Annotated in this window: 24 protein-coding genes; 17 read left to right on the top strand and 7 right to left on the bottom strand. The window is 72.0% G+C overall.

Annotated features, from left to right (window positions below):
• The first annotated feature begins 214 nt into the window (after positions 1-214).
• Complete coding sequence (locus LUZ64_RS24095) at positions 215-1,276, top strand: DUF6777 domain-containing protein (protein ID WP_232398716.1); 1,062 nt, start codon at positions 215-217, stop codon at positions 1,274-1,276.
• Between the two features lie 64 nt (positions 1,277-1,340).
• Complete coding sequence (locus LUZ64_RS24090) at positions 1,341-2,060, top strand: DUF998 domain-containing protein (protein ID WP_095582155.1); 720 nt, start codon at positions 1,341-1,343, stop codon at positions 2,058-2,060.
• A 124-nt stretch (positions 2,061-2,184) separates the two neighbouring features.
• On the opposite strand, the gene LUZ64_RS24085 is transcribed toward LUZ64_RS24090, so the two are convergent.
• On the bottom strand, positions 2,185-2,844 hold the full coding sequence (locus LUZ64_RS24085) for an IclR family transcriptional regulator (RefSeq protein ID WP_232398714.1): 660 nt from the start codon (positions 2,842-2,844) through the stop codon (positions 2,185-2,187).
• A 197-nt stretch (positions 2,845-3,041) separates the two neighbouring features.
• Positions 3,042-4,010, bottom strand: a complete 969-nt coding sequence (locus tag LUZ64_RS24080; protein ID WP_095582156.1) for a DUF4331 family protein — start codon at positions 4,008-4,010, stop codon at positions 3,042-3,044.
• 380 nt (positions 4,011-4,390) lie between these two features.
• Between LUZ64_RS24080 and LUZ64_RS24075 the strand changes: the two genes are divergently transcribed.
• From LUZ64_RS24075 to LUZ64_RS24065, 3 genes are all read left to right on the top strand, one after another.
• Positions 4,391-5,773, top strand: coding sequence for a family 2B encapsulin nanocompartment shell protein (locus tag LUZ64_RS24075; protein ID WP_095582157.1), 1,383 nt, complete (start codon positions 4,391-4,393; stop codon positions 5,771-5,773).
• Positions 5,760-7,022, top strand: a complete 1,263-nt coding sequence (locus tag LUZ64_RS24070) for a cysteine desulfurase (protein ID WP_095582158.1) — start codon at positions 5,760-5,762, stop codon at positions 7,020-7,022. The genes LUZ64_RS24075 and LUZ64_RS24070 overlap by 14 nt, the downstream gene beginning before the upstream one ends.
• A gap of 356 nt (positions 7,023-7,378) precedes the next feature.
• Complete coding sequence (locus LUZ64_RS24065; protein ID WP_095582159.1) at positions 7,379-8,476, top strand: COG1361 family protein; 1,098 nt, start codon at positions 7,379-7,381, stop codon at positions 8,474-8,476.
• A gap of 78 nt (positions 8,477-8,554) precedes the next feature.
• Here LUZ64_RS24065 and LUZ64_RS24060 read toward each other — a convergent pair whose 3' ends face one another.
• The gene (locus LUZ64_RS24060) at positions 8,555-9,490 is read right to left on the bottom strand and encodes an MBL fold metallo-hydrolase (protein ID WP_095582160.1); all 936 of its coding nucleotides are present in this window, start codon (positions 9,488-9,490) and stop codon (positions 8,555-8,557) included.
• A 237-nt stretch (positions 9,491-9,727) separates the two neighbouring features.
• On the opposite strand from LUZ64_RS24060, the gene LUZ64_RS24055 reads away from it, so the two are divergent.
• The 3 genes from LUZ64_RS24055 to LUZ64_RS24045 all read left to right on the top strand — a co-directional run bounded on the left by LUZ64_RS24055 (position 9,728) and on the right by LUZ64_RS24045 (position 12,328).
• Positions 9,728-10,627, top strand: a complete 900-nt coding sequence (locus tag LUZ64_RS24055) for an AraC family transcriptional regulator (protein WP_095582161.1) — start codon at positions 9,728-9,730, stop codon at positions 10,625-10,627.
• A 166-nt stretch (positions 10,628-10,793) separates the two neighbouring features.
• Complete coding sequence (locus LUZ64_RS24050; RefSeq protein WP_095582162.1) at positions 10,794-10,997, top strand: hypothetical protein; 204 nt, start codon at positions 10,794-10,796, stop codon at positions 10,995-10,997.
• Entirely contained in the window at positions 10,994-12,328 is a 1,335-nt protein-coding gene (locus LUZ64_RS24045; RefSeq protein WP_170116793.1) for a lanthionine synthetase C family protein, read from the top strand. The genes LUZ64_RS24050 and LUZ64_RS24045 overlap by 4 nt, the downstream gene beginning before the upstream one ends.
• A gap of 179 nt (positions 12,329-12,507) precedes the next feature.
• On the opposite strand, the gene LUZ64_RS24040 is transcribed toward LUZ64_RS24045, so the two are convergent.
• Positions 12,508-13,602 (bottom strand): PP2C family protein-serine/threonine phosphatase, encoded by a 1,095-nt coding sequence (locus LUZ64_RS24040; protein ID WP_095582164.1) that lies wholly within the window; start codon positions 13,600-13,602, stop codon positions 12,508-12,510.
• Positions 13,603-14,216: 614 nt separating this feature from the next.
• On the opposite strand from LUZ64_RS24040, the gene LUZ64_RS24035 reads away from it, so the two are divergent.
• Positions 14,217-15,701 carry an amino acid permease gene (locus tag LUZ64_RS24035; protein ID WP_095582165.1) on the top strand — a complete coding sequence of 495 codons (1,485 nt, stop codon included), beginning with the start codon at positions 14,217-14,219 and terminating at the stop codon, positions 15,699-15,701.
• A 77-nt stretch (positions 15,702-15,778) separates the two neighbouring features.
• Here LUZ64_RS24035 and LUZ64_RS24030 read toward each other — a convergent pair whose 3' ends face one another.
• Complete coding sequence (locus LUZ64_RS24030) at positions 15,779-16,738, bottom strand: 2OG-Fe(II) oxygenase (protein ID WP_095582166.1); 960 nt, start codon at positions 16,736-16,738, stop codon at positions 15,779-15,781.
• 264 nt (positions 16,739-17,002) lie between these two features.
• Here LUZ64_RS24030 and LUZ64_RS24025 point away from each other — a divergent pair, with 264 nt between their 5' ends.
• Positions 17,003-18,319, top strand: coding sequence for an alpha/beta hydrolase (locus LUZ64_RS24025; RefSeq protein ID WP_211305058.1), 1,317 nt, complete (start codon positions 17,003-17,005; stop codon positions 18,317-18,319).
• A complete protein-coding gene (locus LUZ64_RS24020; RefSeq protein ID WP_095582167.1) occupies positions 18,316-20,841 on the top strand; it encodes a bifunctional lysylphosphatidylglycerol flippase/synthetase MprF in 2,526 nt (841 codons plus the stop codon). Before LUZ64_RS24025 ends, LUZ64_RS24020 begins: the two co-directional genes overlap by 4 nt.
• Before the next feature lie 129 nt (positions 20,842-20,970).
• On the opposite strand, the gene LUZ64_RS24015 is transcribed toward LUZ64_RS24020, so the two are convergent.
• Positions 20,971-22,203: a tyrosine-type recombinase/integrase gene (locus tag LUZ64_RS24015; RefSeq protein ID WP_095582168.1), complete on the bottom strand. Its 1,233-nt coding sequence runs from the start codon at positions 22,201-22,203 to the stop codon at positions 20,971-20,973.
• A gap of 373 nt (positions 22,204-22,576) precedes the next feature.
• Positions 22,577-23,038 carry a hypothetical protein gene (locus tag LUZ64_RS24010; RefSeq protein WP_095582169.1) on the bottom strand — a complete coding sequence of 154 codons (462 nt, stop codon included), beginning with the start codon at positions 23,036-23,038 and terminating at the stop codon, positions 22,577-22,579.
• A 532-nt stretch (positions 23,039-23,570) separates the two neighbouring features.
• On the opposite strand from LUZ64_RS24010, the gene LUZ64_RS24005 reads away from it, so the two are divergent.
• From LUZ64_RS24005 to LUZ64_RS23980, 6 genes are all read left to right on the top strand, one after another.
• Positions 23,571-23,858 (top strand): helix-turn-helix transcriptional regulator, encoded by a 288-nt coding sequence (locus LUZ64_RS24005; protein ID WP_095582171.1) that lies wholly within the window; start codon positions 23,571-23,573, stop codon positions 23,856-23,858.
• 87 nt (positions 23,859-23,945) lie between these two features.
• Positions 23,946-24,758 (top strand): phage antirepressor N-terminal domain-containing protein, encoded by an 813-nt coding sequence (locus LUZ64_RS24000; protein ID WP_095582172.1) that lies wholly within the window; start codon positions 23,946-23,948, stop codon positions 24,756-24,758.
• Positions 24,758-25,012 carry a hypothetical protein gene (locus LUZ64_RS23995; protein WP_095582173.1) on the top strand — a complete coding sequence of 85 codons (255 nt, stop codon included), beginning with the start codon at positions 24,758-24,760 and terminating at the stop codon, positions 25,010-25,012. Before LUZ64_RS24000 ends, LUZ64_RS23995 begins: the two co-directional genes overlap by 1 nt.
• Positions 25,012-25,188 (top strand): hypothetical protein, encoded by a 177-nt coding sequence (locus tag LUZ64_RS23990; protein ID WP_170116794.1) that lies wholly within the window; start codon positions 25,012-25,014, stop codon positions 25,186-25,188. Before LUZ64_RS23995 ends, LUZ64_RS23990 begins: the two co-directional genes overlap by 1 nt.
• Entirely contained in the window at positions 25,185-25,523 is a 339-nt protein-coding gene (locus LUZ64_RS23985; protein WP_095582174.1) for a hypothetical protein, read from the top strand. Before LUZ64_RS23990 ends, LUZ64_RS23985 begins: the two co-directional genes overlap by 4 nt.
• Entirely contained in the window at positions 25,520-25,906 is a 387-nt protein-coding gene (locus tag LUZ64_RS23980; protein ID WP_095582175.1) for a phiSA1p31-related protein, read from the top strand. The genes LUZ64_RS23985 and LUZ64_RS23980 overlap by 4 nt, the downstream gene beginning before the upstream one ends.
• Positions 25,907-25,924 lie beyond the last annotated feature (18 nt).

Below are 25,924 nucleotides of genomic sequence, written 5' to 3'. Positions count from 1 at the left end.
AAGCGGGAAAAGAGAAGAATCACCGCCAACGCAGGAGAGGGCCGTGTCGTCCGAACCGCCGTCAGAGAACCGCCCCACCGGCCCGCCGTCGGGCCCCTTGTCCGGTCAGGGCCCCGGTCAGGGCCCCGGTCAAGGCCCCGGCCAGGGCCCCGGATCCGGCGCCTCCCGTCCCCCCGAGCCGACCCGGGCGGACCTGCCGTCCGGTCAGGAAACCGTGCCAGGAGCCCCCGCCGGCCCGGGCGGTCCGGGAGCCCCCGGGGGCCCGCCCGCCCCGCCGACCGGTGGCCACGCCGCCCCCGGGCCCGGCCGCGGGGACGGCTCCCCGTGGTGGAAGTCCGCGCCCAGGATCGCCCTCCTCACGGGCACGGTCGTCGTCGCCGCGGCCCTCGCCGTGTTCTTCCTGCGCTCGGACGGCGGATCGGGTGAGGTCTTCCTCCAGGCGGCCGCCGCCGACGGGAACGACCCCTTCACCCCCTCGACCGCGAAGGACACCGGCGCCGAGGCGACGGCCGCCCCCGCCCCCGCCCCGAGCGACACGGGCGGCACCCGCGGCATCGGGGGCGCCACGGCAGGCCTCTACGGCGGCACCCAGTACCAGGCGAGCTGCGACGTGGAGCGCCAGATCAGCTATCTGACCGACGACCAGGCCAAAGGGCGCGCCTTCGCGAGCGCGGCCGAGATCACCCCCGACCGGATCCCGTCCTACCTGCGCGGTCTGACGTCCGCACAACTGCGCGCCGACACCCGCGTCACCAACCACGGCTACAAGAACGGCTCCGCCACCACCTATCAGGCCGTCCTCCAGGCCGGCACGGCCGTCCTGGTCGACGACCGCGGCCTGCCGCGGGTGCGCTGCGCCTGCGGCAACCCGCTCGGCCCGCCGGTCGCCGCCAAGGGGACCCCGAAGACCAAGGGACAGTCCTGGACCGCCTACCGGGCGGCGGACGTGGTCGTGGTCTCGGAGGCGGGCGACGCCCTCGACGTCCTCGTCCTCTACGACACCCGGACCGGAGAGTGGTTCGAACGGCCGGTGGGCACCCACGGCGACCAGGACCGCCCCGTCTCGCGCCCCCGCGGCGGGATGACGACGGCGCCTCCGCAGGCCCCCAGCGCGCCGCCCGGGCCCACGCCCTCCAAGAAGCCGTACACGCCGAGCGTCTCGCCGCGGGTCACCACCACGCCGCCCCCGACCATCACTGAGACGCCCTCCGAGCCTGCCCCGGGTCCGGCCTACGGGCCGCCCGCCGCCCTCGCCGGACCGGGAGCCCCCTCATGACCCCCGTGAGGCGGCGCCCGGGCCGCCCGTACCGCCGCGCGCGGCCGGCCTGAGGCCGCCTCCGATGACCGAACCGTCCACCGCCACCGGTCGCGCCGGGTCCGCCGCCCGGGCACGGGCGGGACCGGCGGCCCGACCGGCCCGCGCCGGGTGGGCGCTCGTCGCGGCGGCGGTGCTCTACAACGCCTGGGTGCTGGAGGCCGTCCTGCCCACGGGCCTGGACCCCCGCCACTCCTACGTCAGCGAGCTCTACGCGGCCGACCAGCCCTTCCACACGCTGTTCGGCGGCATCGAGATCCTCACCGCGCTGCTCGTCGCGGCCGGAGCCCTGTTCCTGCCCGTACGGCACGGCCCGGCCGCCGGCACCTGGGCGGGCGCCGGACGCTGGGCGCTGGTGGCGTTCGCCGCGTCGTCCGTGGCCGACGTGGTCGTGCCGATGCGCTGCGCGCCGTCGGTCAACCACGCCTGCGAGGCCGTCAACCCCTGGCACACCGCGACCAGCGCCCTGGCGCACGCGGCGCTGTTCGGCTCGATGGCCCTGCTTGTCACGGCGGCCTTCCGGGGCCCCGGGTGGCCGCCGCTTCGCCGCTGGGGTCCGTGGGTGCTGGGCGCCGCCCTGCTGACCGCGCTGACCACCGTCGGTCCGCTGTTCGCCCGGCCGGGCTGGCACGGCGTTCCGCAGCGGGCGCACCTGGTGCTCGTGGGGGTGTGGCTGATCCTCCTGGCGACGGCCCGCCGCCCGGAGCCGGACCCGGACCCCGCTCCCCGGCCGGGCGGCCCGTGACCGCCCGCCGTGCCGGGTGGGCGGTCACGGCCCGCGGCCGGGGCGCACCGCGACGGGACCAGGGCCGGGGCGCACCGCGACGGGATCACGGCCAGGTCCCACCGGACGGAAGCACGGCCCCGCCTCACCGCGACGGTGTCAGGCCCGGCTCCGCGGCGATCGCGTCGGCGGCCTCCCGGAGCAGCGCCTCGTAGCGCCCGTTCCGGCCGGTGGAAGGGTCCAGCAGCGCGCGGGGTCCGGTCAGGGCGAGCGCCGCGGCGTACGGGACGGGGTCGGGGTGGCCGACGGCGACGGCCAGCGAGCCGGTGCCCGGGCCCTCGGGGGCGTAGACGCACCGCCTGTCGTGCGGGGCGGCCAGGGCCCGTGCCAGGGCGCAGCCGGCGGGGCGCGTCTCGCCCGTCAGCAGGCGCTGCGGGCTGTTGTCCGGGCGGAAGACGTGGTGCACGATCCGCACGCCGTCGGGGAGGGCGACGGCGAGGAGGACGCTCAGGCCGCTGTGCGCGGCCAGCCGGTCCGCCCAGTTCATGGCGGAGGAACGCAGCAGGTTCGCGTCCGGTGGCGCGGTGGCGGGGGCCAGGGGGCCGGCCGGGCGCAGGACGTCCGTGCCCGGGTCGTGGCGGACGAGGCCCTCGGCCCGCAGGCTGTCGACGAGTGCGCAGGCGGTACGGGCGGGCAGGTGCAGGGTGGTGGTCAGACCGCGTACGGTCACGCCGTCGTCCGGGTGCTGGGCCAGCAGCCGCAGCGCCGCCGCGGTGTTGCCGGCGAGTGCTCGGGACCGGTTCATGGGGGAAACGCTCCTTTCGGGGCAGCTCACCGTCCACCGTAAGGAGCCCCGGGGCCGGTCCGCTGTCCACCGACCGGGGGAGCGGCCGGGGGAACCGGGTGTCCACCGGTCCGGCCCCGGAGGGCGCCCGGGCGCGTCGCGGAGGGCGCCGGGGCGGGCCCGTCGGTGGCGTGCCGCCCCGCCGCCCGCGGCCCGGGTCATCCGGCCGGTGGCACGGGATGCGGCGTGCCGAGGTAGGGGAACGAGGGCAGCAGGTCGGTGTGCGGACCGATGTGGTCGCCGGTGACCTTGCCTCCCGAGATCATGGCCAGGCGCGCGGAGGTGACGTCGTCGGTGAGGGCGCGCCCGTTGGGGTAGGCGGCGGGCCTGTCGCGGTCGTAGCGCAGGACGTCCGGCAGGATGGTGCGCAACGCCTCCTCGGCGGCCCGCGGATCGTAGCCCCCGGTGTGCTGGAGGACCTTGCTCCAGGGTTCCCGGTAGGTGTCCCAGTCCTGGGCGGGCTCGCCCTCGTTGTAGGCGTCCTTGACGTCCTCGGCGTTGAAGTAGGCGGTCAGTGAGGGGTGGGCGCCCCGGTCGACGGACTTCAGCCGCCCGTCCTGACGGAGGCTCACCCGGGCCCAGACGCCGATGGCCGGGCCGAGGCCGAGCGCGTCGTCCGGCATCTCCAGGACGATGCCGAAGACGTTCTTGTCGGCGCCCCAGTCCACGCCCGTCCACTGGAAGTCCTTGACGATGCCGTCCAGGTCCGCGAAGAACGGGTCGCTGCGCAGGCCCGCGGAGAAGGTGTACGGGCCGGCCTCGACGACGACGGGCTCCGGGCCGAAGGAGACCGGGGCATCGGTGACGATCTTCTCGCCGGACGCCTCGTGCGCCTCGGCCGCCGCACCGGTCGCCCGGTACACGGTGGCGGTCTGCCGGCCGTCGCGCGGCGCGGAGAACAGGAAGCTGAAGGCCACGTCGGCCCGGTGGTCGCCGTCGGTGTCGACGTCGACGCGGTAGACCGCGTCCGGGTGGAAGGCGCTGCCGCCCGTGGGCGCGACCGGGTTGACGTTCATGATCAGGACGGTGCGTCCGCCGGGCACGGTGAACGCGAACAGATCGGTCAGGTCGAGCCGGGCGTCGTCCATGGGGGACCGCAGGTTCGGCCCGCTGAGGTGATGAGACATGGGCTCAGCATGGGGCGCCGGCCCCGGCGGTACACGGCGGCGAGCCACACACGCCTCCGGCGTCACTCGCCTGGCCCGATGGAATCCGGGGTTCCTGGGGTCGCTTCCGGTCGTTCGCGCACGGGCGCATTTTCTTTCGGTCGGCCGGGGGTGCGGAAGGGGGTGACCGGTGGTGCGGATCATCGGACCTGTTCAAGGGCCCGGCACCGGCGGCGGTTCGGCGCTGTATCAACTTTGCTTATATGTAAGGGGATTACTTTAGGACTGTTGCGAAAACATGTCGTCTTGTGAGCGAGTGGAGCGCACCAAGACGATCACCCTCGATCGGCGCGTGACCGTCCGCGATCCGGGCGCACGCCACTTCTTCGAGGAGGACCCTCATGAACGACAGGCTGAGTCTCGGCCCGGACGCCGCGCGGCAACTCGCGACCACCACCAAGACCACCCCGCAGATGCGCGGCATCACCCCGCGCTACCTGCTGCGCGCCCTGCCCTGGGTGGACGTCGAGTCCGGCGTCTTCCGGGTCAACCGGCGCCGTACGTTCATCCTCGGCGACGACCGCGTCAGCAGCTACCAGGACGGCGACACCCACCACATCGTCCCCGAGGACCTGCGTGAGGTGCCCTACCTCCGCGAGGCCGACGCGGACCTGCTGCGCGAGCTGGCCGGCGCCTTCACACAGGTCACCTTCGACGCCGGCCGGCAGCTGGTCCAGGAGGGCGACCCGGCCGACCGGCTGTGGGTGCTCGTACGCGGCCGCGCCGAGAAGCGGACCACCGGGCGCTACGGCGAGGACGCGGTCGTCGAGGTCATCGGCGACGGGCAGTTCTTCGACCTCGACGCCTGGACGCGCGGCACGCCCCACCCCCACCGGGTCGGCGCGCTGACCCCCGGCATCGCCCTCTGCGCCGACCGCGCGGACCTCGCCCGCCTGGCCGACCGCGACGAGACGCTGCGCGCGGCCCTGGAGACGTACACCACCACCGAACAGCCCGCCCCCGGCTCCGAGGTGCCGGTCGACCTCGCCTCCGGACACGTCGGCGAGCCCGACCTCCCGGGCACCTACGTCGACTACGAGGACGTGCCGCGCGAGTACCACATGAGCCTCGCCCAGACCGTGCTGCGCGTGCACTCCCGCGTCGCGGACCTCTACAACGAGCCCATCGACCAGACCCGGGCCCAGGCCAACCTCACCGTCCAGGCGCTCCGCGAGCGCCAGGAGTCGATGATGCTCAACCACCCGGAGTTCGGTCTCTTCCACAACGTCGCCCCCGGGCAGCGCGTCCAGACCCGCACCGGCGCGCCGACCCCCGACGACCTCGACGAGCTCCTCGCCAAGGTCTGGAAGCAGCCGTGCTTCTTCGTCGCCCACCCCAGGGCCATCGCCGCCTTCGGCCGCGAATGTACCCGGCGGGGGGTGCCCCCGGTCATGGACACCCGGTACGGCAGCCCGCTGATCACCTGGCGCGGCGTGCCGCTGCTCCCGTCCGACAAGGTCCGCATATCCGGCCCCGAGGGCGCAGGCACCACCGAGATCCTGCTGGTGCGCGCCGGCGAGGCGGAACAGGGCGTCGTCGGCCTGCGGCCCGCGAAGGTCCCGGACGAGATCGAGCCCGGCCTGGCCATGCGCAACATGGGCATGGACCGGAAGGGCATCACCTCCTACCTGATGACCGCTTACTTCAACGCCGCGGTCCTGGTCGAGGACGCCGTCGCCGTGCTCCAGAACGTCGAGGTGTCCAAGTACCATGACTACTCCTGACGTCAGGGAACGCCCGCCCGCGCGTGGCGCCGGCTTCGACCCCGAGCGGGCCCGCCGCGACGTCCCGATCCTGCACCGCACGGTCAACGGCCACCCGCTCGCCTGGCTCGACAACGGCGCCACCACCCAGAAGCCGCGCCAGGTGATCGAGGCGCTGGCCGGCTACTACAGCCACTCCAACTCCAACATCCACCGCGGGGCGCACACCCTGGCCCGCGAGGCGACCGAGCTCTACGAAGGCGGCCGCGCCACGGTCGCCGACTTCCTCGGCGCCTCCTCGCCGGAGGACATCGTCTTCACCCGAGGCACCACCGAGGCGATCAACCTCGTCGCCCGGACGTGGGGGAGCCGCAACCTCGGCCCGGGGGACGAGATCCTCGTCTCCTCCCTGGAGCACCACTCCAACATCGTCCCCTGGCAGCTGATCGCCAAGGAACGGCGGGCCCGGGTCGTGCCCATCCCGCTCACGGCCGACGGCGGCGTCGACCAGAACGCCTTCGCGGACCTGCTCTCCTGCCGCACCCGGCTGGTCGCCGTCAGCCACGCCTCGAACGTCCTGGGCACCGTCCCGCCCGTACGGGAGATGGCGGCGCTGGCCCACCGCTACGGCGCCAAGGTGCTCGTCGACGGCGCCCAGGCCGTCGCGCACTTCCCCGTCGACGTCCAGGAGCTGGACGTCGACTTCTACGCCATCTCCGGGCACAAGCTCTACGCCCCGACGGGCATCGGCGCCCTCTACGGGAAGCCGGAGGCGCTGGCGGACATGCCACCGTGGCAGGGCGGCGGCAACATGATCGACCAAGTGTCTTTCGAACGCACCACGTACGCCGACGTCCCGCACCTCTTCGAGGCCGGCACCGGGCACATCTCCGGACCCGTCGGCATGAAGGCCGCCATCGACTGGCTGACCTCCTTCGGCCACGAGGCCGTCGCGGCCTACGAGACCGAACTCCTCGGCTACGCGCGGGAGGCCCTGGCCGGCGTCGCGGGCCTGGAGGTGCTGGGCACCGCCCCCGACAAGATCGCCGTACTGACGTTCACGCTCGCGGGCCACGACCCCGTGGAGATCGCCCGATGGCTGGACCAGGACGGCATCGCCGTACGCGCCGGCCACCACTGCGCCCAGCCCTCGCTGCGCCACTACGGCTGTGCCAGCGCGGCACGCGCCTCCCTCGCGCTCTACAACACCCGTGAGGAGGTGGACCGGCTGGCCGCGTCACTGCGCGCGCTCGTGGCGAGCGGCCGCTAGCCCGCGGAAGCCGCCCGAAGCGCCCGGAGCCGTCCGGGCCCGTCCGTTCCGGCCGTGGAGCCGGGACGGACGGGCCCGCCGCGTCCCAGGAGGAAGGGGAGCGGGGGTCCCACGGATTCATGGACCTGACGGCCCGCCACGAGCCCACAACCGTGACGGGCACCCGACCCGCAGTGGCAGGATGAGCGCGAGCACGTTCCGGCGGACGGCGGCCGGGCCGGCGGGAGACAACCCGTGGGGCCTTGACGGGATTTCGCGGTACTCCCGGTGGTACAGGGAACCATCAGCCGTGTAGGACAATCTCGTACACCAGATGCGTACGCGTGTGCGGACAACCCGAAAGCAGGGGGCGGTAAATGACTCAGAGAGTGACACAGCGGCGGTTGCCGGGCGTGCGGGGCGCCGCTGTGGGGTCGGTGCTGGCGTTGGCGGCGGGACTGGCGTTCGTCGCCGGGAGCGCGGGGCCCGCCGCCGCCATACCGGCCGCCGCGGTCGCGAAGCCGTCCGAGGGCTGCGAGGGCGGCGGGAACGCCCGTGACGCGGCGAAGTCCGCGTCCGTGACGGCCGCCACGGCGGCGGCGGACGCCGTCCGCCCCCGGTCCACCGCGGTGGGCACCGCCGCCGAGCGGATCTCCCACAGCCTGCCCGCGCAGGCCCCCATCGGCCTGTGGACCGAATCCTCCGTCACCCTGCGGACGCCCGTCTCCAAGGGCACCGTCCGTCTCGACGTCACCAGCCGGGGCTTCAGCACCGACTCCCTCGCCGTGCAGCGCTATGTGCCCGAGAGCCACCGCTGGGTCGATCTGACGGCCGGCACGAGCGGCTCCGGCAGTCCGCAGCACGCGGTCCTCACCTTCCCGCTCACCACCTCCGCGAGCGCCACCAAGCCGCACACCGTGGCGCTGCGGTTCATGGACCTGGACCGCCCCGGCACCTTCACCGTGACGGCCTCCGTCACCGACGGCAAGGGCCACACCTACCGGGCCCCCGCCCGTACGGCCACCACGACCCGGCCCGAGGCCTCCGTCGGGGGCTGGCACCAGGGGACGACGCTCACCCGCGGCGGCCCGGCCGGCGAGTTCACCCTCACCGTCAAGAACACCACCGACCGCGCCTACCCGCGGCCGTACGCCTCCTACTTCGCCTACGGCGCCGGCAACGGCCACGCCCTGACCCCCAAGGACATCGACCTCCAGCAGTACCGCCCCGGCCACGGCTGGGAGCGCGTGGCGCTGGTCGCCGGCGGCTGCGACCCCGGTATGAGCGCCACCCTGCGCCCCGCGACGAACGGCCCGCTCGCCCCGGGCGCCACCGCCACCTACCGGCTGCGGGTCGCCGTCGCCGGCTCCGCGCCCCGCGACGTCACCGCCGCGGACGCGGGCGTGACGGCGGGCAACGGCGACCTGTCCTACTTCTCCCAGGAGCTTCCTTTCACGATCAAGGGAGGGAAGTGAGTCACGACCGGGTGAACCGGTCGCGGGCGGTGGCGGCCTGAGGGCGCGCCACCCGGCATGACGCCACCCGCCCGTACGTCAGCGGAGCCCGTTCAACTCCGGGTCGAAGGCCGCCCAGCGCTCCACGGCGAAGCCGCCGCCCTCGCGCCGCACCTCGGCCGCGCCGTGGCCCGACAGATGCGCCGGGAAGACCAGGGCCCGGGTGTCGGCGGCCTCCGCCAGGACGCGGCGGCGGGAGCGGACGGCCTGCTCCTCGTCCTCGCTCAGGCAGGGCTCGCAGTCCGGCTCGGCGAACTGGAGCGGGCTGTGCACCAGGTCGCCGATGAACAGCGCCCGGTCCGTGCCCGAGGCCAGCCGCACCACCGCGCTGCCGGGCGTGTGGCCGGGCGCGGGCTCCAGGGCGAGATTCCCGTCGATGCGGTAGCCGTCCTCCCAGAGCACCGTGAGCCCCTCCCGGTGCACCGGCAGCACACTGTCCTGGAACATGCCGCCGCCGGCCTGCGCCACCGTGATGTCGCCCAGGGTCCCGCGCGGCGTGTGCCCGTTGGCCGGGTTCCAGTAGTCGAAGTCGGCCTTGGAGAAGAGGTACGTCGCGTTCGGGAAGGTCGGCACCCACTCGCCGTCCACCAGCCGGGTGTTCCAGCCGACGTGGTCGGAGTGCGCGTGGGTGTTGACGACGACGTCCACGTCCTCCGGGCGGACACCGGCGGCCGCCAGCCGGTCCAGGTACCCCGTCCGCAGATGGGACCAGGAGGGCATGTCCGGCCGGTCCTTGTCGTCGCCGACGCCGGTGTCGATCAGGATCGTCCGCCCCTCGCTGCGCAGCACCCACGTCTGCACGGTGGCCACGAGGGCGTCCGTCTCCGGATCCCAGAAGTCCGGCGCGAGCCAGGACTTGTGTTCCTGCCACATCTCCGGGGTGCTGGAAGGAAAGATGGCGGTGGTGGGGGCGATCGGCGCGTGCCATTCCACGACGCGGGTTATCTCTACGTCGCCCAGAGTGATCGTCTGCATGGATACGACGCTAGGCAACGCCGCCGGAACGGCCAATAGCCAGAAGTGCCCTGTCTTTGCGTCATCGTCTCACCGGAGCCGTGGCCCGGACCGATACGGAACTGATGCGGGAGTGACACCGGGGCCGATGCGAAACGGACCCGGGGCCGCTGCCGGGACCGATCCGGAACGGGCACCGGCACGTCGACCGCACCGGCCCGGAACCGCCCCGCCCGTCGCCGTACGCATACTCGACGCATGGACGTACTCAGCGATGCCCTCGCGGCCCTGCGCACCGGTCACCCCTACGCCGCCCTGACCGAGCGTCAAGGAAACTGGCGCGTCGACCTGGACTCCTTCGCCGGCGCGGGGTTCCACGTCGTACTGGAGGGAAGCTGCGAACTGCTGCCCGGCGACGGCGCGGAGCCGGTGCGGCTGGGCGCCGGCGACGCGGTGTTCCTGCCGCACGGTGGCGCCCACACGCTCAGGGCGTCCTCCACGCCGGCCGGCACGGCCTCGCCCACCGTGCTCCTGTGCGGCGCGTATCAGCTGGACCAGGCCCGCGCCCACCCGCTGCTGGCCGACTTCCCCCGGGTCCTGCACCTCCCGGCGGGCTCCGGGCGGCACGCGTCGGTGCGCGCGACCGTCGCCCTCCTCGCCGGCGAACTGCGGTCGCCCGGGGCGGGCACGGACATCGCCCTGCCCGCGCTCCTGGAGCTGTTCCTGATCTACCTGGTGCGCGCCTGGTACGAGGAGCGGACCGCCCGGCCCGGCACCGGCTGGTGCAGGTCCCTGGCCGATCCCGCCGTAGGCGCCGCCCTGCGCGCGCTGCACGCCGAACCGGCGCGGGCCTGGACGGTGGCCGGGCTCGCCGCCCGGGCGGGCATGTCCCGCGCCGCGTTCGCCCGGCGGTTCACCACCCTGGTCGGCAGACCGCCGCTGACGTATCTCACCTGGTGGCGGCTGACCCTGGCGGCCAGCATCCTGCGGGAGTCCGACGCACCGCTCGCCACCGTCGCCCAGCGCATCGGCTACACCTCGCAGTTCGCCTTCGCGCACGCCTTCAAGCGCGCGTACGGCGTCCCGGCCGGCCGCTACCGGCGCGACGCCCAGGAGAGCGCCGGCGACCGGGCGGCGGTCACCGCGGCGGTCGGCTGAGCGGTGCGCGGGCCCTTCGCGACCGGCGTGGAGTCCGCGCCGATGTACGGGCGGCGGAAAGGGTTGATCGATTGTTGATCAAAGGTTCAACGCGGCTCCCTAGGGTTCTTCCGTACCGGCACGGACATCCCGACCGCCGCGCCGGCGGACGACCGAGGAGTTTTTCGTGGAGATCCTGTTCGACCTGGACGTGGAGGGGATCGCGGTACCCGATCTCGACGGGACCGGCGCGGCGGACGCGTCCGTCCCCGCCCACCTCGCCGCCGGACGCCTCTGTGACCCCGGTCCGGAGGAGGCCGAGACGCCGGCACTCCGTCCGCCGCGCGGATCCGTACGCGCCGGGCGGCGACCGGGAGCGGGGCGCCGGTGACCCCACGGCGAAGAGCGGCCGTCCTCTCCGCGGACCTCGCGGAAAGGCTCCACGACCCCCGGCAGGTCCAAGAGCGGCTGCCGCACCACGATCGCCCGGCGAGGGCGCTCACCCTGAGCGACGGAGCGCCGGGCATCGCCCTGCTGCACCTGGAGCGCGGCAGCGGCGACGACCGCGCGCTGCGCGCCGCGCACCACTGGCTGAGCGACGCCGTCGGCCTCGCCCACGCCGCCCCGGAGCACGTCGCGCGGGCGACCCCGGGGCTCTACCGGGGCGTGCCCGCCCTGTCGTTCGCCATGACCCGGGCCGCCATGGTCGTGGGCCGTCCTCTCAGGGCCGCCGAGCGCCTCGCCGGTCACGTCCGTACGTACGCCCGTGTGCTCGTCGCCCGGGAGCGGCGGCGCCGCCCGCAGGACGGCGAATGCGTGAGCGCCGGGACCTACGACGTCATCTCGGGCCTGGCGGGCCTCGGCGCCCACCTCCTCGACGAGCGGCCCGGCGGCTGCGACACCCTCGCCGAGGTGCTGACCGCGCTCACGGCGCTCACCGAGCCGCTACGGGTCGACGGGCGGGCCCTCCCGGGCTGGTGGACCGGTGACCCGCCGGACGCGGCCGCCGACGGGCCCGCGCCCGGACCGTCCGGCGCCGGGCACGCCCGCACGGGGCTGGCGCACGGCGCCCCCGGGCCGCTGGCCCTGCTCGCCCTGGCCTGGGAGGCCGGGGTGACCGTCCCGGGCCACGAGCGGGCCGTGCGGGTGCTCGCCGAGTGGCTCATGGGCGTCCGGCAGCACGGCGACGACGGGAGCTGGTGGCCGCGCACTCTCGTCCTCGGCCCCGGCGGGGCGGCCGTCCCCCGGGAGAGCGGGCCGGGCAGGCCCTCCTGGTGCCACGGCACCGTGGGGATCGCCCGCGCCCTGTTCCTGGCCGGACGGGCGCTGGACGTCCCCGAGTGGCGCGACGGCGCCGTCGCCGCCTGGCGGGCCGCCCTCGCGGGCGCGCGGCGCGCCTACGTCGGCCCGGCGGGCGGCCGGCTGACGGACGCGGGGCTGTGCCACGGGTGGAGCGGGGTGCTCCAGGCGACGTGGCGCATGGCCGACGACACCCGGGACGCCGCCCTGCGCGCCGAGCTGCCCTGGCTGGCCGAGCGCGTCCTGGACCTCGCCGACATCGACGACTCCTTCGGACTCCGGCCGCCCCTCGCGCACGGCGAGCAGACGAGCGACCCGGCCGGATTCCTCACCGGCGCGGCGGGCGTGGCACTGGCCCTCCACACCTTCGCCACCGACACCGCGCCCGTCACGCGGTGGGACCGGGCGCTCCTGCTGGCCTGAGGGCGACCCGTGACCGGCGGGCCGGAGAATGGTGAATCCAAGGCCCACTGGTCTTGGTTGTGAGATATCTAAGGAATATCGACCAATATTGGAATGCTTCCAAGGGAATTCTTGGGGCGATAGAGAAGAGTCAACGGCTCTGGGGGAGTCGTTCGCGGGGGTCCGCCGGCCGTCCGCCGCTACGCCTCCCTGCGGGCGGCCAGCAGCGCCGCGTCGTCGCACAGGTCGCTACCCGCGTAGGCCACCAGATCCGCCACCACACGGTCCAGCAGCGCTTCCGGGGTCGTCTCCGGCATCCCCGCCAGCCGCTCGGCCAGCGGGTAGAAATCGCCGCTCGCGTCGCGGGCCTCGGTGACCCCGTCGGTGTAGAGGAGCAGGAGGTCGCCCCGCTCGAAGGCGAACGTACGGCGGTGATAGACGTCACCGGTCAGCTCCAGCAGGGCCAGTGGAGGCTGCGGGACGGGCGTCTCCACCTCCGTCACCCGGCCGTCGCGCAGGAGCAGCGGCGGCAGGTGTCCGCAGTTGACCATCTCGGCCGGGCCGCCGCCCTCCGGCACGCCGATCAGGACGGCGGTCACGAACTCCTCGCGCGGCCGGCGCCGCCTCATGGCGCCGTCGAGGCGGCCGGCCACCGTGGCCAGGTCGGCCTCGACGTGGGCGGCCTCCCGGAACGTACCGAGCACGTCGGCCGCGGTGGCGATGGCGTCCAGGCCCTTGCCCCGGACGTCGCCGACGAGCAGCCGGGTGCCGTACGGGGTCGCCAGCGCCTCGTACAGATCCCCGCCCACCCGGGCGTCCGCCGCCGCGGCCATGTACCGCACGGCGGTCCGCAGCCCGCCGACCCGCTCCGGCGGCGGGCGCAGCAGGGTGTCCTGCGCCGCCTCCGCCACGGAGCGCGACTGGAGCAGCTCCCGCTCCCGGGTCGCGATCAGGACGACGTTCGCGGTGCTGACGCAGGTGACGGCGAGCACCGCGAAGCCGGAGGTCATGTGGACGGCCAGGGGGACCTCGCTGTCGGAGAACCCCAGCAGCGGGACGATCAGCAGGGTGGCGGCCAGCCCGGTGGTCAGGGGCACCCGGGGGCGCCGGGTGCCGACGCTGGCGAGGACCGGCGCGGTGGCGAGGACGGGGGAGAGGGTGACGTCGGGGTTGGACGCCAGGTCCGTCACGACGGCGAGGGCGAGCAGCGCGTAGCCGGCGGTGACGAGCCGGCGCGCGCGGCGGGGGAGACGGGGCGTCCCGGGCGGCCCGTTCCGGCCTGGCGGATGCTTCATGATTGCCGTCCACCATAGGGAGCGCCGCCGTGCCCGGCGCGGCGACAGGGCCGGACGGCATTCGATGTAAAGGGCATCTATATATTCGACGCCCGGGCGTCCGTATAGGTGCTTGGAACACCTATGTAGGTGCATTGCGAATCGGCACAGCTCTCTCCCCGGAAAAAGCCCCGTCGAAACACTTACCGGCGGTTCGCTAGCGTGAGTGCCCGGTAATGTCAATATTCCGTAAACTCTTGACGGATTCCTTGCGAGCCTCTCACTATTCACCGCATGGACTTGTCCGACAGGCGGCGGAGCACCGCGGCGCGTGAGCGCCAGGGAATCGGTGCCCACCCCTGCCGTGGGGCGCTGGTGCGCCACGGCAGGCCTGTCAGCCGTACGGGAGGCACGGTCCCCCAGCCGCGCTTAAGCGGTGAAGGGTCCGGCCGGTAGCTCCCGGTCTCCGTTTCGCGGCGGCGCGACCTCGTCGAGGCGCGCCGTGGCACCGGGACGTCCCGTCGGTCCACCGGTCCACACTTCCCGAACCCACCCGTCAGCCGGCGTCGCCAGCCGGACCTGAGCCCCGGGCGGGATCGGTCCTGCTCCCCCCTCCAGCGAAGGCGAACACATACATGAGTGACCGCACCCTCACTGCGGCCGACACTGAGCCCGGCGTCACCGCCCCGGCCACGGCGTCCCCACACGTCGACGCCGGCGACGCCGGCTACAGCAAGGACCTCAAGTCCCGCCACGTCAACATGATCGCCATCGGCGGGGCGATCGGCACCGGCCTCTTCCTCGGCGCCGGTGGCCGCCTCGCCAACGCGGGCCCCTCGCTCTTCATCGCCTACGCGGTGTGCGGAGTGTTCGCCTTCTTCGTCGTCCGGGCACTCGGTGAGCTCGTGCTCTACCGTCCGTCCTCCGGCGCGTTCGTCTCCTACGCGCGAGAGTTCATGGGGGAGAAGGGCGCCTTCACCGCCGGCTGGCTCTACTTCCTGAACTGGGCCACCACCGGCATCGCCGACATCACGGCCGTCGCCACGTACACCCACTACTGGGGCATGTTCAGTGACATCCCCCAGTGGGTGCTCGCCCTGATAGCCCTGGCCGTCGTCCTCACCGTGAACCTGATCTCGGTGAAGTACTTCGGCGAGATGGAGTTCTGGTTCGCGATCATCAAGGTCGGCGCGCTGGTCCTCTTCATGTTCATCGGCATCTTCCTGCTGGTCACCCAGCACGACGTCGGTGGCAGCACCCCGGGTATCGCGAACATCATGGACAACGGCGGCGTCTTCCCCTCCGGTGTGATGCCGATGCTGCTCGTCATCCAGGGTGTCGTCTTCGCCTACGCCTCGGTCGAGCTGTGCGGCGTCGCCGCGGGTGAGACCAAGAACCCCGAGAAGATCATGCCGAAGGCGATCAACTCGATCATGTGGCGCGTCGGCCTCTTCTACGTCGGCTCGGTCATCCTGCTCGCCCTGCTGCTGCCGTACAACGCCTTCACCGGTGACGAGAGCCCCTTCGTCACCGTCCTCGGCAAGATCGGCGTCCCCTACGCGGCCGGCGTGATGAACCTCGTCGTCCTCACCGCGGCGCTCTCCAGCCTCAACTCGGGCCTCTACTCCACCGGCCGCATCCTGCGCTCGATGGCCATGTCGGGCTCGGCGCCGAAGTTCACCGGCCTGATGAACAAGGGGCAGGTGCCCTACGGCGGCATCCTGCTCACCGCGTTCTTCTGTGTGCTGGGCGTCGGTCTCAACTTCGTGGTCCCCGCGGACGCCTTCGAGATCGTGCTGAACTTCGCCGCCATCGGCATCATCGGCACCTGGGGCATGATCATGCTCTGCTCGCTGCTCTTCTGGAAGCGCGCCAAGGAGGGCAAGCTCACCCGCCCGTCCTACCAGCTGCCCTGGGCCCCGTACACCCAGATCATCACGCTGCTCTTCCTGGCCTCGGTGCTGGGCCTGATGGCCGCCGAGCCCGGTGCCGGCCGCACCACCGTGCTGTGCCTGCCGCTGATCGTGGCGGCGCTGGTCGGCGGCTGGTTCGTCGTCCGCGGCAAGGTCGCGCGGATCAAGCGCGAGACCGAGCTGGAGCGCGACGGGGCCAAGCAGTAGCCTCCCCTCTCCAGTGAGGAGCCGGCCGTCCCTCCGGGGGCGGCCGGCTCCTCGCGTTCTCGCGCCGGGGCGCTCCGCTACCCGAGGTCGTCCCAGGTGACCACCGGGCTCCCGGCCCGCAGGCTGAAGTCCACGGCCGGGTTGCGCACCGGCCACTTCAGCCGCAGCCAGTGCGGCACCGTCGCCGCGATCCCGTCGTCACCCGCCAGGTGCCAGAAGGTGTTGGAGTCCTGCCGGGCGAAATAAGGACAGAAGAGGGAGATCACCAGAACCACCCGCCGTCCCTTCGTCACCGGCGTGACCGCGTGGAAGATGCGGCTCCCATGGAGGAACAGCGTCGCCCCGCGCTCCCCGCACGCCGCCTCGCGGATCCGGGCGTCCCCCGGCTCCGCCTCCGGGAACTCGTCCGTACGCCCCTGGAAATAGGTGAACCGGCCGCCCTCGTAGTCCTCGTAGCCGTTCAGCTGGATCGTGAAGACGTAGTCCATGCCGTCGCGGTGCCACCGCACGATCTCCGGCCGCCCCTGACCGCTGCCGTAGTTGATCTGGGCGGTGGGGATGCGCAGCGGGTGCGGGATCAGCGGGACGCCGACCAGCCGGGAGCACGTCACCAGGAACGCCCGGTCGCGGATCATGTTGTTGATGAACGGCGAGAGCAGGTCCGCGCTCCGCAGCCGCCGCGTCGCGATGAACCGGCTGTGCCCCGCCGTCCCCTCCAGGGCGTCGCACACCTCGGTCAGGCAGGCCAGCCCCTCCTGGGTGAGCAGCTGGAGCGGACCGACGACGGCCGTGTCGTCCGGCCGCCCCCGCCAGGTGCTGAGCTCGCCGCTCCCGTAACCGAACTCCCGCAGCGTGACGCGCGGCCCGGCCGCCGCCCGGTCCACGAACTCGCTCCGCCACCGCGGCTCCGCCGGCAGCGTCGCGCCGCGCCGGGGGGTACGCGCCCGCAGGGCGTGCGAGAACTGCTGGAATCCGGTCGGGGTTCTCGGGAGGTCGAGCGCGCTCGTTCCGCCGCTCCGCGCCGAGGACATGGGCATGGGGCATCTCCTTCGAGGAGAACGCTTCCGTTGAATGCCGAGTATCAAAACGCCGCCCCAGGGCCGTCACAAGGCCCCGAACACGCCAGCGTCCCCCCCGCACGGCGGCGCCCGGGTTGCCGCCTATCAGCTGATAAGTAGCGTTATTTTCGAACGGGTAGATGGTGCGTTCAAGTCCACCCGGCTCCACTCCCCCAGGGGCCGTAGCTCAAGGCAGAGCGACCCGTTCACCCCCTATATCCCCACACGGACGTGGTGCGACGGATGCGGATGGCGGCGGGCCCGCTGGACTGGTCCCTGGTGAGCGGATGGATCCCGGTCGCCCTGCTCGTCGCGGGCCTGTGCGCGCTCGCGGTACTGCTCTTCTCCCGCCGCCGCACCTGGTGGACCCGCTGGGCCCCGCTCGCCGTGCTGCTGGCCGCCGTCCTCACCTGGCTGCTGCGCACCGCCGTGGACGACTGGTGGCAGCCCTTCCCCGACCCGCTGCCGACCGATGTGGTGATCTGGGCCGGGATCGCCGTCCTCGGCGTCTGTCTCGCCGCGTTCCGGATTCCGCTCCTCCGCCCCCGGTACTGGGCGGGCGCCGTGCTCGCCGCCGTCCTCACCGTCCTCCTCGGCGCCTCGGAGATCAACAAGCACTTCGACCAGTACCCCACCGCACGCACCGCCCTGAACTCCTGGCTTACCAAGACCACCAGCCTCGCCGACGCCACCGGACGCACCGAACCCGTGCTGCCCGTACCGCCCGGCAAGACCGTCGCCGACGTCTGGCGCCCCCCGCACGGCCTCCCCGAGAACGGCACCCTCTCCAAGTCGGACATCCCCGGCACCCGCTCCGGCTTCGACGCCCGCGGCGCCTTCGTCTACCTCCCGCCCGCCTACCGCGCCACGCCGCGCCCCCTCCTCCCCGTCATCGTCCTCATGGCCGGCCAGCCCGGTTCCCCCGACGACTGGATCAACTCCGGCCGGCTCCTCGACATGATGAACGCCTTCGCCGCCGGCCACCGCGGCCTCGCCCCCGTGGTCGTCGTCGTCGACCCGCTCGGCTCCCAGTTCGCCAACACCCTCTGCATGGACTCCCGGCTCGGCAACGTCCAGACCTACCTCGCCACCGACGTCCCCGACTGGATCCGCACCCACCTCCAGGTCGCCACCGCCCGCACCTCCTGGGCGATCTCCGGCATCTCCTTCGGCGGCACCTGCTCCATCCAGCTCGGCGTCAACGCACCCCAGGTCTACGGCGTCGTCAACGACATCTCAGGCCAGGAGGCCCCCACTCTCGGCAGCAGACGGAAGACCGTCGACAAGGCCTTCGGCGGCGACACCGCCGCCTTCGAGAAGGCCAACCCCCTCGACGTGCTCGCCCGGCAGCGCTTCCCCGACACCGAGGCCGCCTTCGTCGCGGGCAGCGACGACGGCACGTACCGGCCGCAGCAGCGCAAGGTCTACGACGCGGCGGTCAAGGCCGGCATGCGGGCCGAGTGGGTGCTGCTCCCCGGCGGCCACAGCTGGCAGGTGTGGCGCCCCGGCCTGGAGAGGCAACTGCCGTGGATCTCCCGCCGGACGGGACTGATCCGATGACCGCCGCCACCGCACCGCCCCCCGACGCCCCCACCCGGGGCGACGGCACGCACACCTGGCACGTCACCCTCGACAGGCTCCTCGCCCCCGTCCGCCACGCCCCCTTCACCCTCGCCTTCCTCGCGGTGCTGTGGATCGTCGGAGCCGTGACCGGCAGTCTCGGCTCCGGCCCCCACCGGCACCGCATGGAGACCGTCGCCGTCGGCGTCCCCGCGCTCGCCGAAGGCCGCTGGTGGACGCCCGCCAGCTCGCTCCTCTGGTGCCCCGGCCTCGGCGGCTACATCGGCTCCACCCTCCTCGTCCTCCTCCTCGTCACCCCCGCCGAGCGCCGTCTGGGCGTGGCCCGCACCGCCGCCGTCCTGCTCGGCGGCCAGATCCTCGGCACGCTCCTCGGCGTCGGCGTCGTCAAGGCCGGCTCCCTGGCGGGGGAGTGGTGGCTGGACGAGCTCGCCGGCTACCGCGCCGTGACGCCCAGCGTCGGCGCGCTCGCCGTCGGCGGGGTCCTCAGCTACCGCCTCACCGCCCTGTGGCGCCGCCGCACCCGGCTCGCCATCGTCGCCTTCGCCCTGGTCATGGCCCTCTACGTCGGACACCTCCAGGGTGTGCTGCGGCTCGGCGGCGCCGTCGTCGGCCTCGTCGCCGGCGCCGCCATGTACCACCGGTCCGGGCCCTGGCGGCTGCGCCACTCCTCCCACACCGAGGCCCGCGTCCTGGTCGCGCTCGTCGTCGCCGCCGCGGCCATCGGCCCCATGGTGGCTATCCTCTACCGCGACTCCTACGGCCCCCTCAACTCCTTCCAGCTCTACGTCTCCGTCCAGCCCACCGACCAGGAGGTCGCCGACGCCTGCGCGGCCTCGACGGCGGACTGCCACCTCACCCACGCCCTGCGGAACTTCTACGACTCCCCGGCCACCGTCATGGCCGTGCTCGTGCCCGCCCTGATGCTCGTCCTCGCCGAGGGCCTGCGCCGTGGGCTCCGCCTCGCCTGGGCCCTGGCGATCCTGGTCCACCTCGCCTGGATCGCCCTCTTCTCGTACTGGCTCAACGACTTCCTCAGCCACCCCGCGGGCTGGGCCGAACCCACCGAACGCTCCACCTACGCCCAGGCGTTCGCGGAACAGATGCTGCTGCCCGTCCTCGTCGTCGCCCTCCTGATCGTCACCCGCGCCCGCTTCGACCTGCGGCTGCCGCGTTCGACGATCCGCCGGCTCGCGGCCGTGACCGGTGGCGCGCTCCTGGTGGCCTGTGTCGCGTACGTAGGCATCGGCTACGCCGTCCGCGGCCAGTACGACCCCGACGCCACCCTCGGCCTGCTGCTGTCCGGGCTGCCCTCGGAGTTCCTCCCGCCCACCCTCGTCGGAGCCTTCGCCGACTGGCCCGTGCCCGTCGGCGGCACCGCGCAGGCCCTCTTCCAGTACTGCGGCCTCCTGTTCTGGCTCGTCACCCTGATCGCCCTGCTCTTCACCTTCCGCCGTCCCCGGCTGCACACCGACGCGGACGCGGCCGTGCGGGCCCGGCGGCTCCTCATCGAACAGGGCGGCTCGACGCTGTCGTACCTCACCACCTGGGACGGCAACTACTACTGGTTCGACGACCGCGGCCGCGCCGCCGTCGCCTACCGGGTGGTCGCCACCGTCGCCCTGACCACGGGCGAACCCTTCGGCGCCCCCGACGCCCGCGCGGCCGCCGTCGCCGGCTTCTCCCGGTACTGCGACGAACGCGGCTGGACCCCCTGCCTCTACAGCGTCGGCGAGGAGACCCGCGAGGCGTCCGAACGGCTCGGCTGGCGGTCGGTGCAGGTCGCCGAGGACACCGTCGTCCCCCTGCCCGACCTCGCCTTCACCGGCAAGAAGTGGCAGGACGTCCGCACCGCGCTCAACAAGGCCAAGAAGGAGGGCATCACCGCCGAGTGGTGGTCCTACCCCGACGCCCCCGTCGCCCTCACCGACCAGGTGCGCTCCATCTCCGAGGAGTGGGTCGCCGACAAGGGCCTCCCGGAGATGGGCTTCACCCTCGGCGGTCTCGACGAACTCGACGACCCCTCGGTGCGCTGCCTCCTCGCCGTCGACTCCGACCGCACCGTGCACGGCATCACCAGTTGGATGCCGGTGTACGGCCACGGCAAGCCCGTCGGCTGGACCCTGGACTTCATGCGCCGCCGGACGAGCGGCTTCCGAGGCTCCATGGAATTCCTCATCGCCTCCGCCGCCCTGGGTTTCCAGGAGGAGGGCGCCCGCTTCCTCAGCCTCTCCGGCGCCCCCCTGGCCCGCAAGGCCACGGAAGAACCACCGGCCGCGCTCCAGCGCATCCTCGACCTCGGCGGCAGGGTCCTGGAACCGGTCTACGGCTTCCGCTCCCTGCTGGCCTTCAAGGCCAAGTTCCAGCCGGAGTACCGGCCGATGTACATGACCTACCCGGACCCGGCGGCACTGCCGGCGATCACACGGGCGATCGGCAAGGCGTACCTGCCGCACATGACGGCGGCGCAGGGGGTGCGCCTGATGCGGCAGTTCTCGTCGTAGACGCAGGTCAAAACGCTTGCGTCCAGGCGCGGTGGCCTCAACTTCGACATCATCGCCGCCGACAAGGGGACTCTCCAGGAGACGAAGAGAAGGTGATCACTTTCGGGGCTGGGGAGAATCTGGGGAGAATCAGCACTGGCTCTGGCTCAGCCATGCATCGATCGCGATCCGCCCCCGCCGACCCTTGTCAGGCATGAAGTGCGCATATGTCCTGACGGTTACCAAGGGGGAAGAATGCCCCATCCAATGGGACACCGAGACCACATCCTCGCCAGCCGCCAGCTGCACACTGGCGTAGGTATGCCGATCGCGATGGGACATGGCATCGCGGGAAGGCTCCCATCCTCCACACCCCCCGTCTTCGCTAACCGAGGCGATGATGCCAGCCGCAGCCAGGGCTGGCTTGAGGCTCCGCCTATTGAACTGTGAGGCGTTGACCGGGTTGCCGAAATGAGTGCTGATCATCAGGTTCACTGTGACGGTCGGCCGCCCTCCGTTGCCTGGTCCGTGCCAGGGCAAGGTCACCTTGACCGGAGGATACTTCGCCGTGTGCTCCAGCAGACGTTTCAGCAGGCCGGGAGAGAGTGGCACCTCGCGTTCCTTGCGCCCTTTGGGCAGCTTGAAGTAGGGCTTCGAGGGATCCCACAGCAGCTGTCGGCGAACGAGAAGGAGCGCCCGCTTCTCGTCGATGTCGGCAGGATCAAACCCGAGCCGTTCGCCTTGACGGAAGCCGGCCGCGACACCCAGGTCGACAGTGATCCGGTACCGCTCCGCCAGACCTGCTTGGATGGCGTGCACTTCCTCGGGCAGCCACGCACGAGCCTTACTGGGAGCGGGCTTTGGCTTGAGGTCGCGATGTTGGCTGAACGGGTTGCGGGCCACCCGTTTCCCGACCGCGGACTTGAAGATGGAACTGCCGTGCATCCAGACCACCTCGGCGGTGCTGTCCGCCAAACCGCAGTCCCTCCACCGGGCAACCAGCGCCTCTAGGTGCTCACGGTCGATGGTGTTCATGGAGTGGTGGCCTATGTTGGGGAGGAGATGGTTCCAGATCTTGGTCTTCATCGCCTTGGCCGTGCCAACCGGGTCGCGCCGCGTTGGCCACCAGACAGTCTCGACATACTCGCGAACGGATATAACGCCGTCCCGCTCGTCGATGAACTCCTGACGCTTCATGTCCGTCAGGGTTTTCGCTTTCCAGGTCTTCGCGTCGTCGAGGAGCTCGAACGATCGATCCCGCACCCCGGGGATGCCGGCTACCCGCCAGCGCATCCCCTGCCCGTAGCGGCTGGTCCGGCGTCTCTTGCCCGTTTCAGGGTCGGGACGTTTGGTCAGCCAGCGGTCCTCGATGTACCCGGCCATCGCGGAACTCCCTGATCTCCGGCGAGTGCATCGACACGACCTCGCCTCTCCACAGTTGGAACCACTGTCCTCCAGCCAGGATCTGCTGAGTGACAGAGTTGAGGGCTGCTACCCCTTCGGGGAGGAAGAGCCCCCGGTGAAGCTCGAACGTGACCTTGCCGCGCGATTCCATGATCTGGACCGGTTCCTCAAGCGTGCGGTCGTCGCCATACACGTACCGGACAGAGAGCATCGTGTACCCCCATGCGCTTACACAGGGGTGTGGGGGGTCCCCTGAGTCAATCGTGCTCGGATGCGGAAAGATACCGCTGCTGTGGTTGATCTCACAACAGTTTGTAGACGATCTGTCTCCGCCTCGGAGCGCAACGGATGATCAGTCGTCGTCCGGGACCCGCTCGCTGGCCTCGACCATGGCGCGCCACCTCCGGCGCTCGGACTTCCCCATGCCGGCCAGGTGGGCCACGATCACGCGAACGTCCTCGTCGTATCCCGCGAGCTCCGTGGCCCGGTAGTCCAGGTACTGGATCGCCGCGGCGCGCTGCACGACGGAGAGGGGCTTCTCCAGAGCGGCCGCCAGCGCTCGCAGGCGGGCCGGTGTGGGTGCTGCCAAGACCGCGTTGGTGGCCATCTTCTGGAGGTACGCCTTGGAGACGGTCTCTCCCGACTCGGGATCCTTCGCCTTGTCGGCCATCCCCTGGTACGAGACGCCGCCGTCGTTGACCTCCCTGACGAGGCGGCTGAGGTGATCCCGGTCCATGTCACGGGCCAGCTCGCCGGGAAGGTCTTCGCGGGTCACGTTGTCACGCCCGGCACCACTGGGGGCCGAAGCCTCCATGCGCTCATCCTTTCGCATCTCACCCACACCGACTGTCTCTCTCGTAGGCCAATCCGGCTCTGCGAGCCGCAGGCCAGGCCGTACAACCATTCCCCGTCGCAGACGATTCGTCTACAGATCAATGCTATCCAGCCCGCCCTCCCGCGAAAACTTCACATCAAGCCGTTCGGATCTGTAGACGTTTCGTCTTTGGCCTGCTTCACTGTTCCTGTCGGTAGCCATTTCGTTCCGATGGAGAGACGTTGAGAGTGCGCTACGCGGTCAGGAACAGAGAGTGGCTTCAGTTCGCGATGCACCACCCCGGGCGGGGAACCCCATTCACTGTGCGATCCCTCGCCCAGGCCGTCGGACTCAGCCACCACTCGACGATCGGCCACCTGCTCAGCGGTAGGCAGGTCGACTGTGACCCGGCCATCGCCCACGCGATCGCGGAGGCTGTCGGTGTCGCCGTCCTGGTGCTCTTCGCGCCCCCACCGTCTCCGAATCAGACCGTATCGGCTCCAGAATCACACACTCTCCCGAAGGAGCCCTGATGCCCGGACCCAGCGCACCGCCGGAAGGTCTGCTCTACATCCAGGACACAAAGGCCGGCCCCGGGATCGCCACCCGGCTGGGAATCACCCCCGCCACCTACCGCAAGTGGCGCATGCGAAAGGAGGGGCCCGAGTCCTTCCGTCTCGGCAAGCGAGTCGTCGCGCGCGTCGAAGCCATCGACGAGTACATCGCCAAGCAAGAAGAGCGGGCGAAGCAGGCCAAGCCCGAGATGCGGCCCGCTGAGGCGCGCCTCGGCTCCCGCGGTCCCGCCCAGCGCGCCGCTTAGGCGGTATGCGGGCCCACCGCCGGGCTCTCACACACCGGCAGCGGGCCCTGTGATCCACACCGAAACCGTCGAGAAGAGGAGTGGACCATGTCCACATCATCACCCACGTCACGTGAGGTCGTGAAACTCGACCTGACCGCCGGATCTCTCCAGACCGTCGACCTCGACGGCCAGCCGCACATCGTGCTGCGGCCCGCGATCGAGGAGCTCGGCCTCGACTACTCCACCCAGTTGAAGAAGCTCAAGGAGCGGTCGTGGGCAACCGTGGGGCAGAGCCCCATGGTTGCGGAGGACGGAAAGACACGCTTCATGGCCGTCGTCCCGGTCCGCACGTTCCTGATGCTGCTGGCCACGGTCAACGAGCAGCGCGTCGTCGAGGAGCACCGCCAGACCCTGATCGCTTTCCAAACCGAGACGGCCGACGTGATCGAGGCGTACTGGACGCGGGGCGGCGCGATCAACCCGAGCGCTTCGAGGGACCAGCTCGACTCGCTGATCTCCCAGGCGAAGAGCCAGGCCGAGGTGCTGAAGGTCCTTTCCGGCATCGTAGACGCCTCCTGGCTGGAGACGAAGGCCCGCCTGGTCGCGGCCCGTGCCCTGGGTGAGGAGCCCGAGGTGGATCCGCTGGATGCCCCGCTGTACGTGCCGGACTTCCTGAAGTCCAAGAGCCTGAAGCGTAGGGATATCACCACGGTCCAGTCGTGGTTCGGCCGGCGTGCCGCGGCCCTGTACGAGGCCGAGCATGGGAAGAAGCCGGGCAAGCGGCAGACGGACCTGCCGGACGGATCCGTGCGTGAGACCTACGCCTGGACGGAGCGGGACCGCCCGGTCTTCGAGACGACGTGGGCCCGGCACTACGCCGCTCAGTTCCCCGTACAGGCCCAGCTCGGGGGTGCGTGATGAGCGCCCGCGACAACATCCTGGCCGGCCTCCGGGTAGCCGAGGCGAGCACCGTCGGCGACGCGACGGCGGAGGACCTGCTCGAGGCCCACCGCGCCGAGGTGCTGCGCGAGGCCGCGAATGCGGTTCTCGGTATCCGCTCTTTCGAGAAGACCTTCTCCTCCTCGCGGGCCGCGGCGCAGGTCTCCGAGAACATCGGCCTCCTCGATGCCGCTCGTCTGCTGGAGCGCATGGCCGCCGGCGGTGACCGGTGATGGCGACGACGACCGACCCGCGCCTGACGGCCGCGATGCTCCTGGACTCCCTGCAGCAGGCCATGCCTGTCACGGATGGCCGACTCGCCGAGCAGCGGCATCTCCTCGACCCGGACCCGGACACCTGCGTGCCCCTGCCGGGCATCGCCCACCCCAAGACCGGAGGCACGTCGTGACGACCCGAACCCTGGCCGACTTGTCGGTTCCCGCAGAGGCGCTGCGCCGGCTGATGGTGGAGCACGGCAACCTGCCCGTTGCCTCCATGCAGATCTCGCCGATCTATCCGGGCCGACTGGATGTCTCGCTGCACCCCGAGACGTTAGGCGACGAGACGTCCGGCAGCACGAAGGCAGCCTTTGAGACGTGGCGGCAGGCCCTGGGCATCGCTTCGGAGACCGTGAAGGCGGCAAGCGGGCGCGGGAGCACGTGGCTGACCACGGACGGCGCCTTCGACGGGGCCAAGCTGCGCCTGACGGCCTTCCTCCCAGATGACCTTCAGGAGGAGTCGTGAGCATCCTCGACGATCTGACCGCGGCGGCTGGCAGGCCGGGTCTGCCGGTCCGGGACAGGCAGCAGTTGGTGAGGGTGATTGACGAGACCCACGAGATCGACGGCACTGTGTTCGACCTGGGTCGGCGGCTCGTGGATGCGACGGGTGGCCGGTGGGCGTGGACCGGGCGCCGCGACGGCCAGGGGTCCCCGCTGATGCGGTTCGTGCCCCGGCCGGGCGACGAGCCGGACATGGCCGCTGCCGAGCGGGTGCCGGTGCCGCTCACCGATCTGTGGTGGTTCCACGGGCCGCTGCTGCCGGAACAGCGCCCGCTGCGGGCCGAGGACTACCGGCGCGCCCTCCGCGCCCCCAGCCCGCGCGATGTCTTCGGGGGTGCCGCGTGATCCCGCCATTCGCGGTCA

This window comes from Streptomyces albireticuli (assembly GCF_021228125.1).
In the GTDB taxonomy this organism is placed as follows: Bacteria; Actinomycetota; Actinomycetes; order Streptomycetales; family Streptomycetaceae; genus Streptomyces; species Streptomyces albireticuli.
This window is presented reverse-complemented; position numbering and strand designations above follow the sequence as displayed.

Excerpts from the sequence above, each read along its gene's own strand:
- LUZ64_RS24090 (WP_095582155.1), top strand. The coding sequence starts at position 1,341 with ATGACCGAACCGTCCACCGCCACCGGTCGCGCCGGGTCCGCCGCCCGG.
- LUZ64_RS24085 (WP_232398714.1), bottom strand. The coding sequence starts at position 2,844 with ATGAACCGGTCCCGAGCACTCGCCGGCAACACCGCGGCGGCGCTGCGG.
- LUZ64_RS24080 (WP_095582156.1), bottom strand. The coding sequence starts at position 4,010 with ATGTCTCATCACCTCAGCGGGCCGAACCTGCGGTCCCCCATGGACGAC.
- LUZ64_RS24075 (WP_095582157.1), top strand. The coding sequence starts at position 4,391 with ATGAACGACAGGCTGAGTCTCGGCCCGGACGCCGCGCGGCAACTCGCG.
- LUZ64_RS24070 (WP_095582158.1), top strand. The coding sequence starts at position 5,760 with ATGACTACTCCTGACGTCAGGGAACGCCCGCCCGCGCGTGGCGCCGGC.
- LUZ64_RS24065 (WP_095582159.1), top strand. The coding sequence starts at position 7,379 with ATGACTCAGAGAGTGACACAGCGGCGGTTGCCGGGCGTGCGGGGCGCC.
- LUZ64_RS24060 (WP_095582160.1), bottom strand. The coding sequence starts at position 9,490 with ATGCAGACGATCACTCTGGGCGACGTAGAGATAACCCGCGTCGTGGAA.
- LUZ64_RS24055 (WP_095582161.1), top strand. The coding sequence starts at position 9,728 with ATGGACGTACTCAGCGATGCCCTCGCGGCCCTGCGCACCGGTCACCCC.
- LUZ64_RS24040 (WP_095582164.1), bottom strand. The coding sequence starts at position 13,602 with ATGAAGCATCCGCCAGGCCGGAACGGGCCGCCCGGGACGCCCCGTCTC.
- LUZ64_RS24035 (WP_095582165.1), top strand. The coding sequence starts at position 14,217 with ATGAGTGACCGCACCCTCACTGCGGCCGACACTGAGCCCGGCGTCACC.
- LUZ64_RS24030 (WP_095582166.1), bottom strand. The coding sequence starts at position 16,738 with ATGCCCATGTCCTCGGCGCGGAGCGGCGGAACGAGCGCGCTCGACCTC.
- LUZ64_RS24025 (WP_211305058.1), top strand. The coding sequence starts at position 17,003 with ATGCGGATGGCGGCGGGCCCGCTGGACTGGTCCCTGGTGAGCGGATGG.
- LUZ64_RS24020 (WP_095582167.1), top strand. The coding sequence starts at position 18,316 with ATGACCGCCGCCACCGCACCGCCCCCCGACGCCCCCACCCGGGGCGAC.
- LUZ64_RS24015 (WP_095582168.1), bottom strand. The coding sequence starts at position 22,203 with ATGGCCGGGTACATCGAGGACCGCTGGCTGACCAAACGTCCCGACCCT.
- LUZ64_RS24010 (WP_095582169.1), bottom strand. The coding sequence starts at position 23,038 with ATGGAGGCTTCGGCCCCCAGTGGTGCCGGGCGTGACAACGTGACCCGC.
- LUZ64_RS24005 (WP_095582171.1), top strand. The coding sequence starts at position 23,571 with ATGCCCGGACCCAGCGCACCGCCGGAAGGTCTGCTCTACATCCAGGAC.
- LUZ64_RS24000 (WP_095582172.1), top strand. The coding sequence starts at position 23,946 with ATGTCCACATCATCACCCACGTCACGTGAGGTCGTGAAACTCGACCTG.
- LUZ64_RS23995 (WP_095582173.1), top strand. The coding sequence starts at position 24,758 with ATGAGCGCCCGCGACAACATCCTGGCCGGCCTCCGGGTAGCCGAGGCG.
- LUZ64_RS23990 (WP_170116794.1), top strand. The coding sequence starts at position 25,012 with ATGGCGACGACGACCGACCCGCGCCTGACGGCCGCGATGCTCCTGGAC.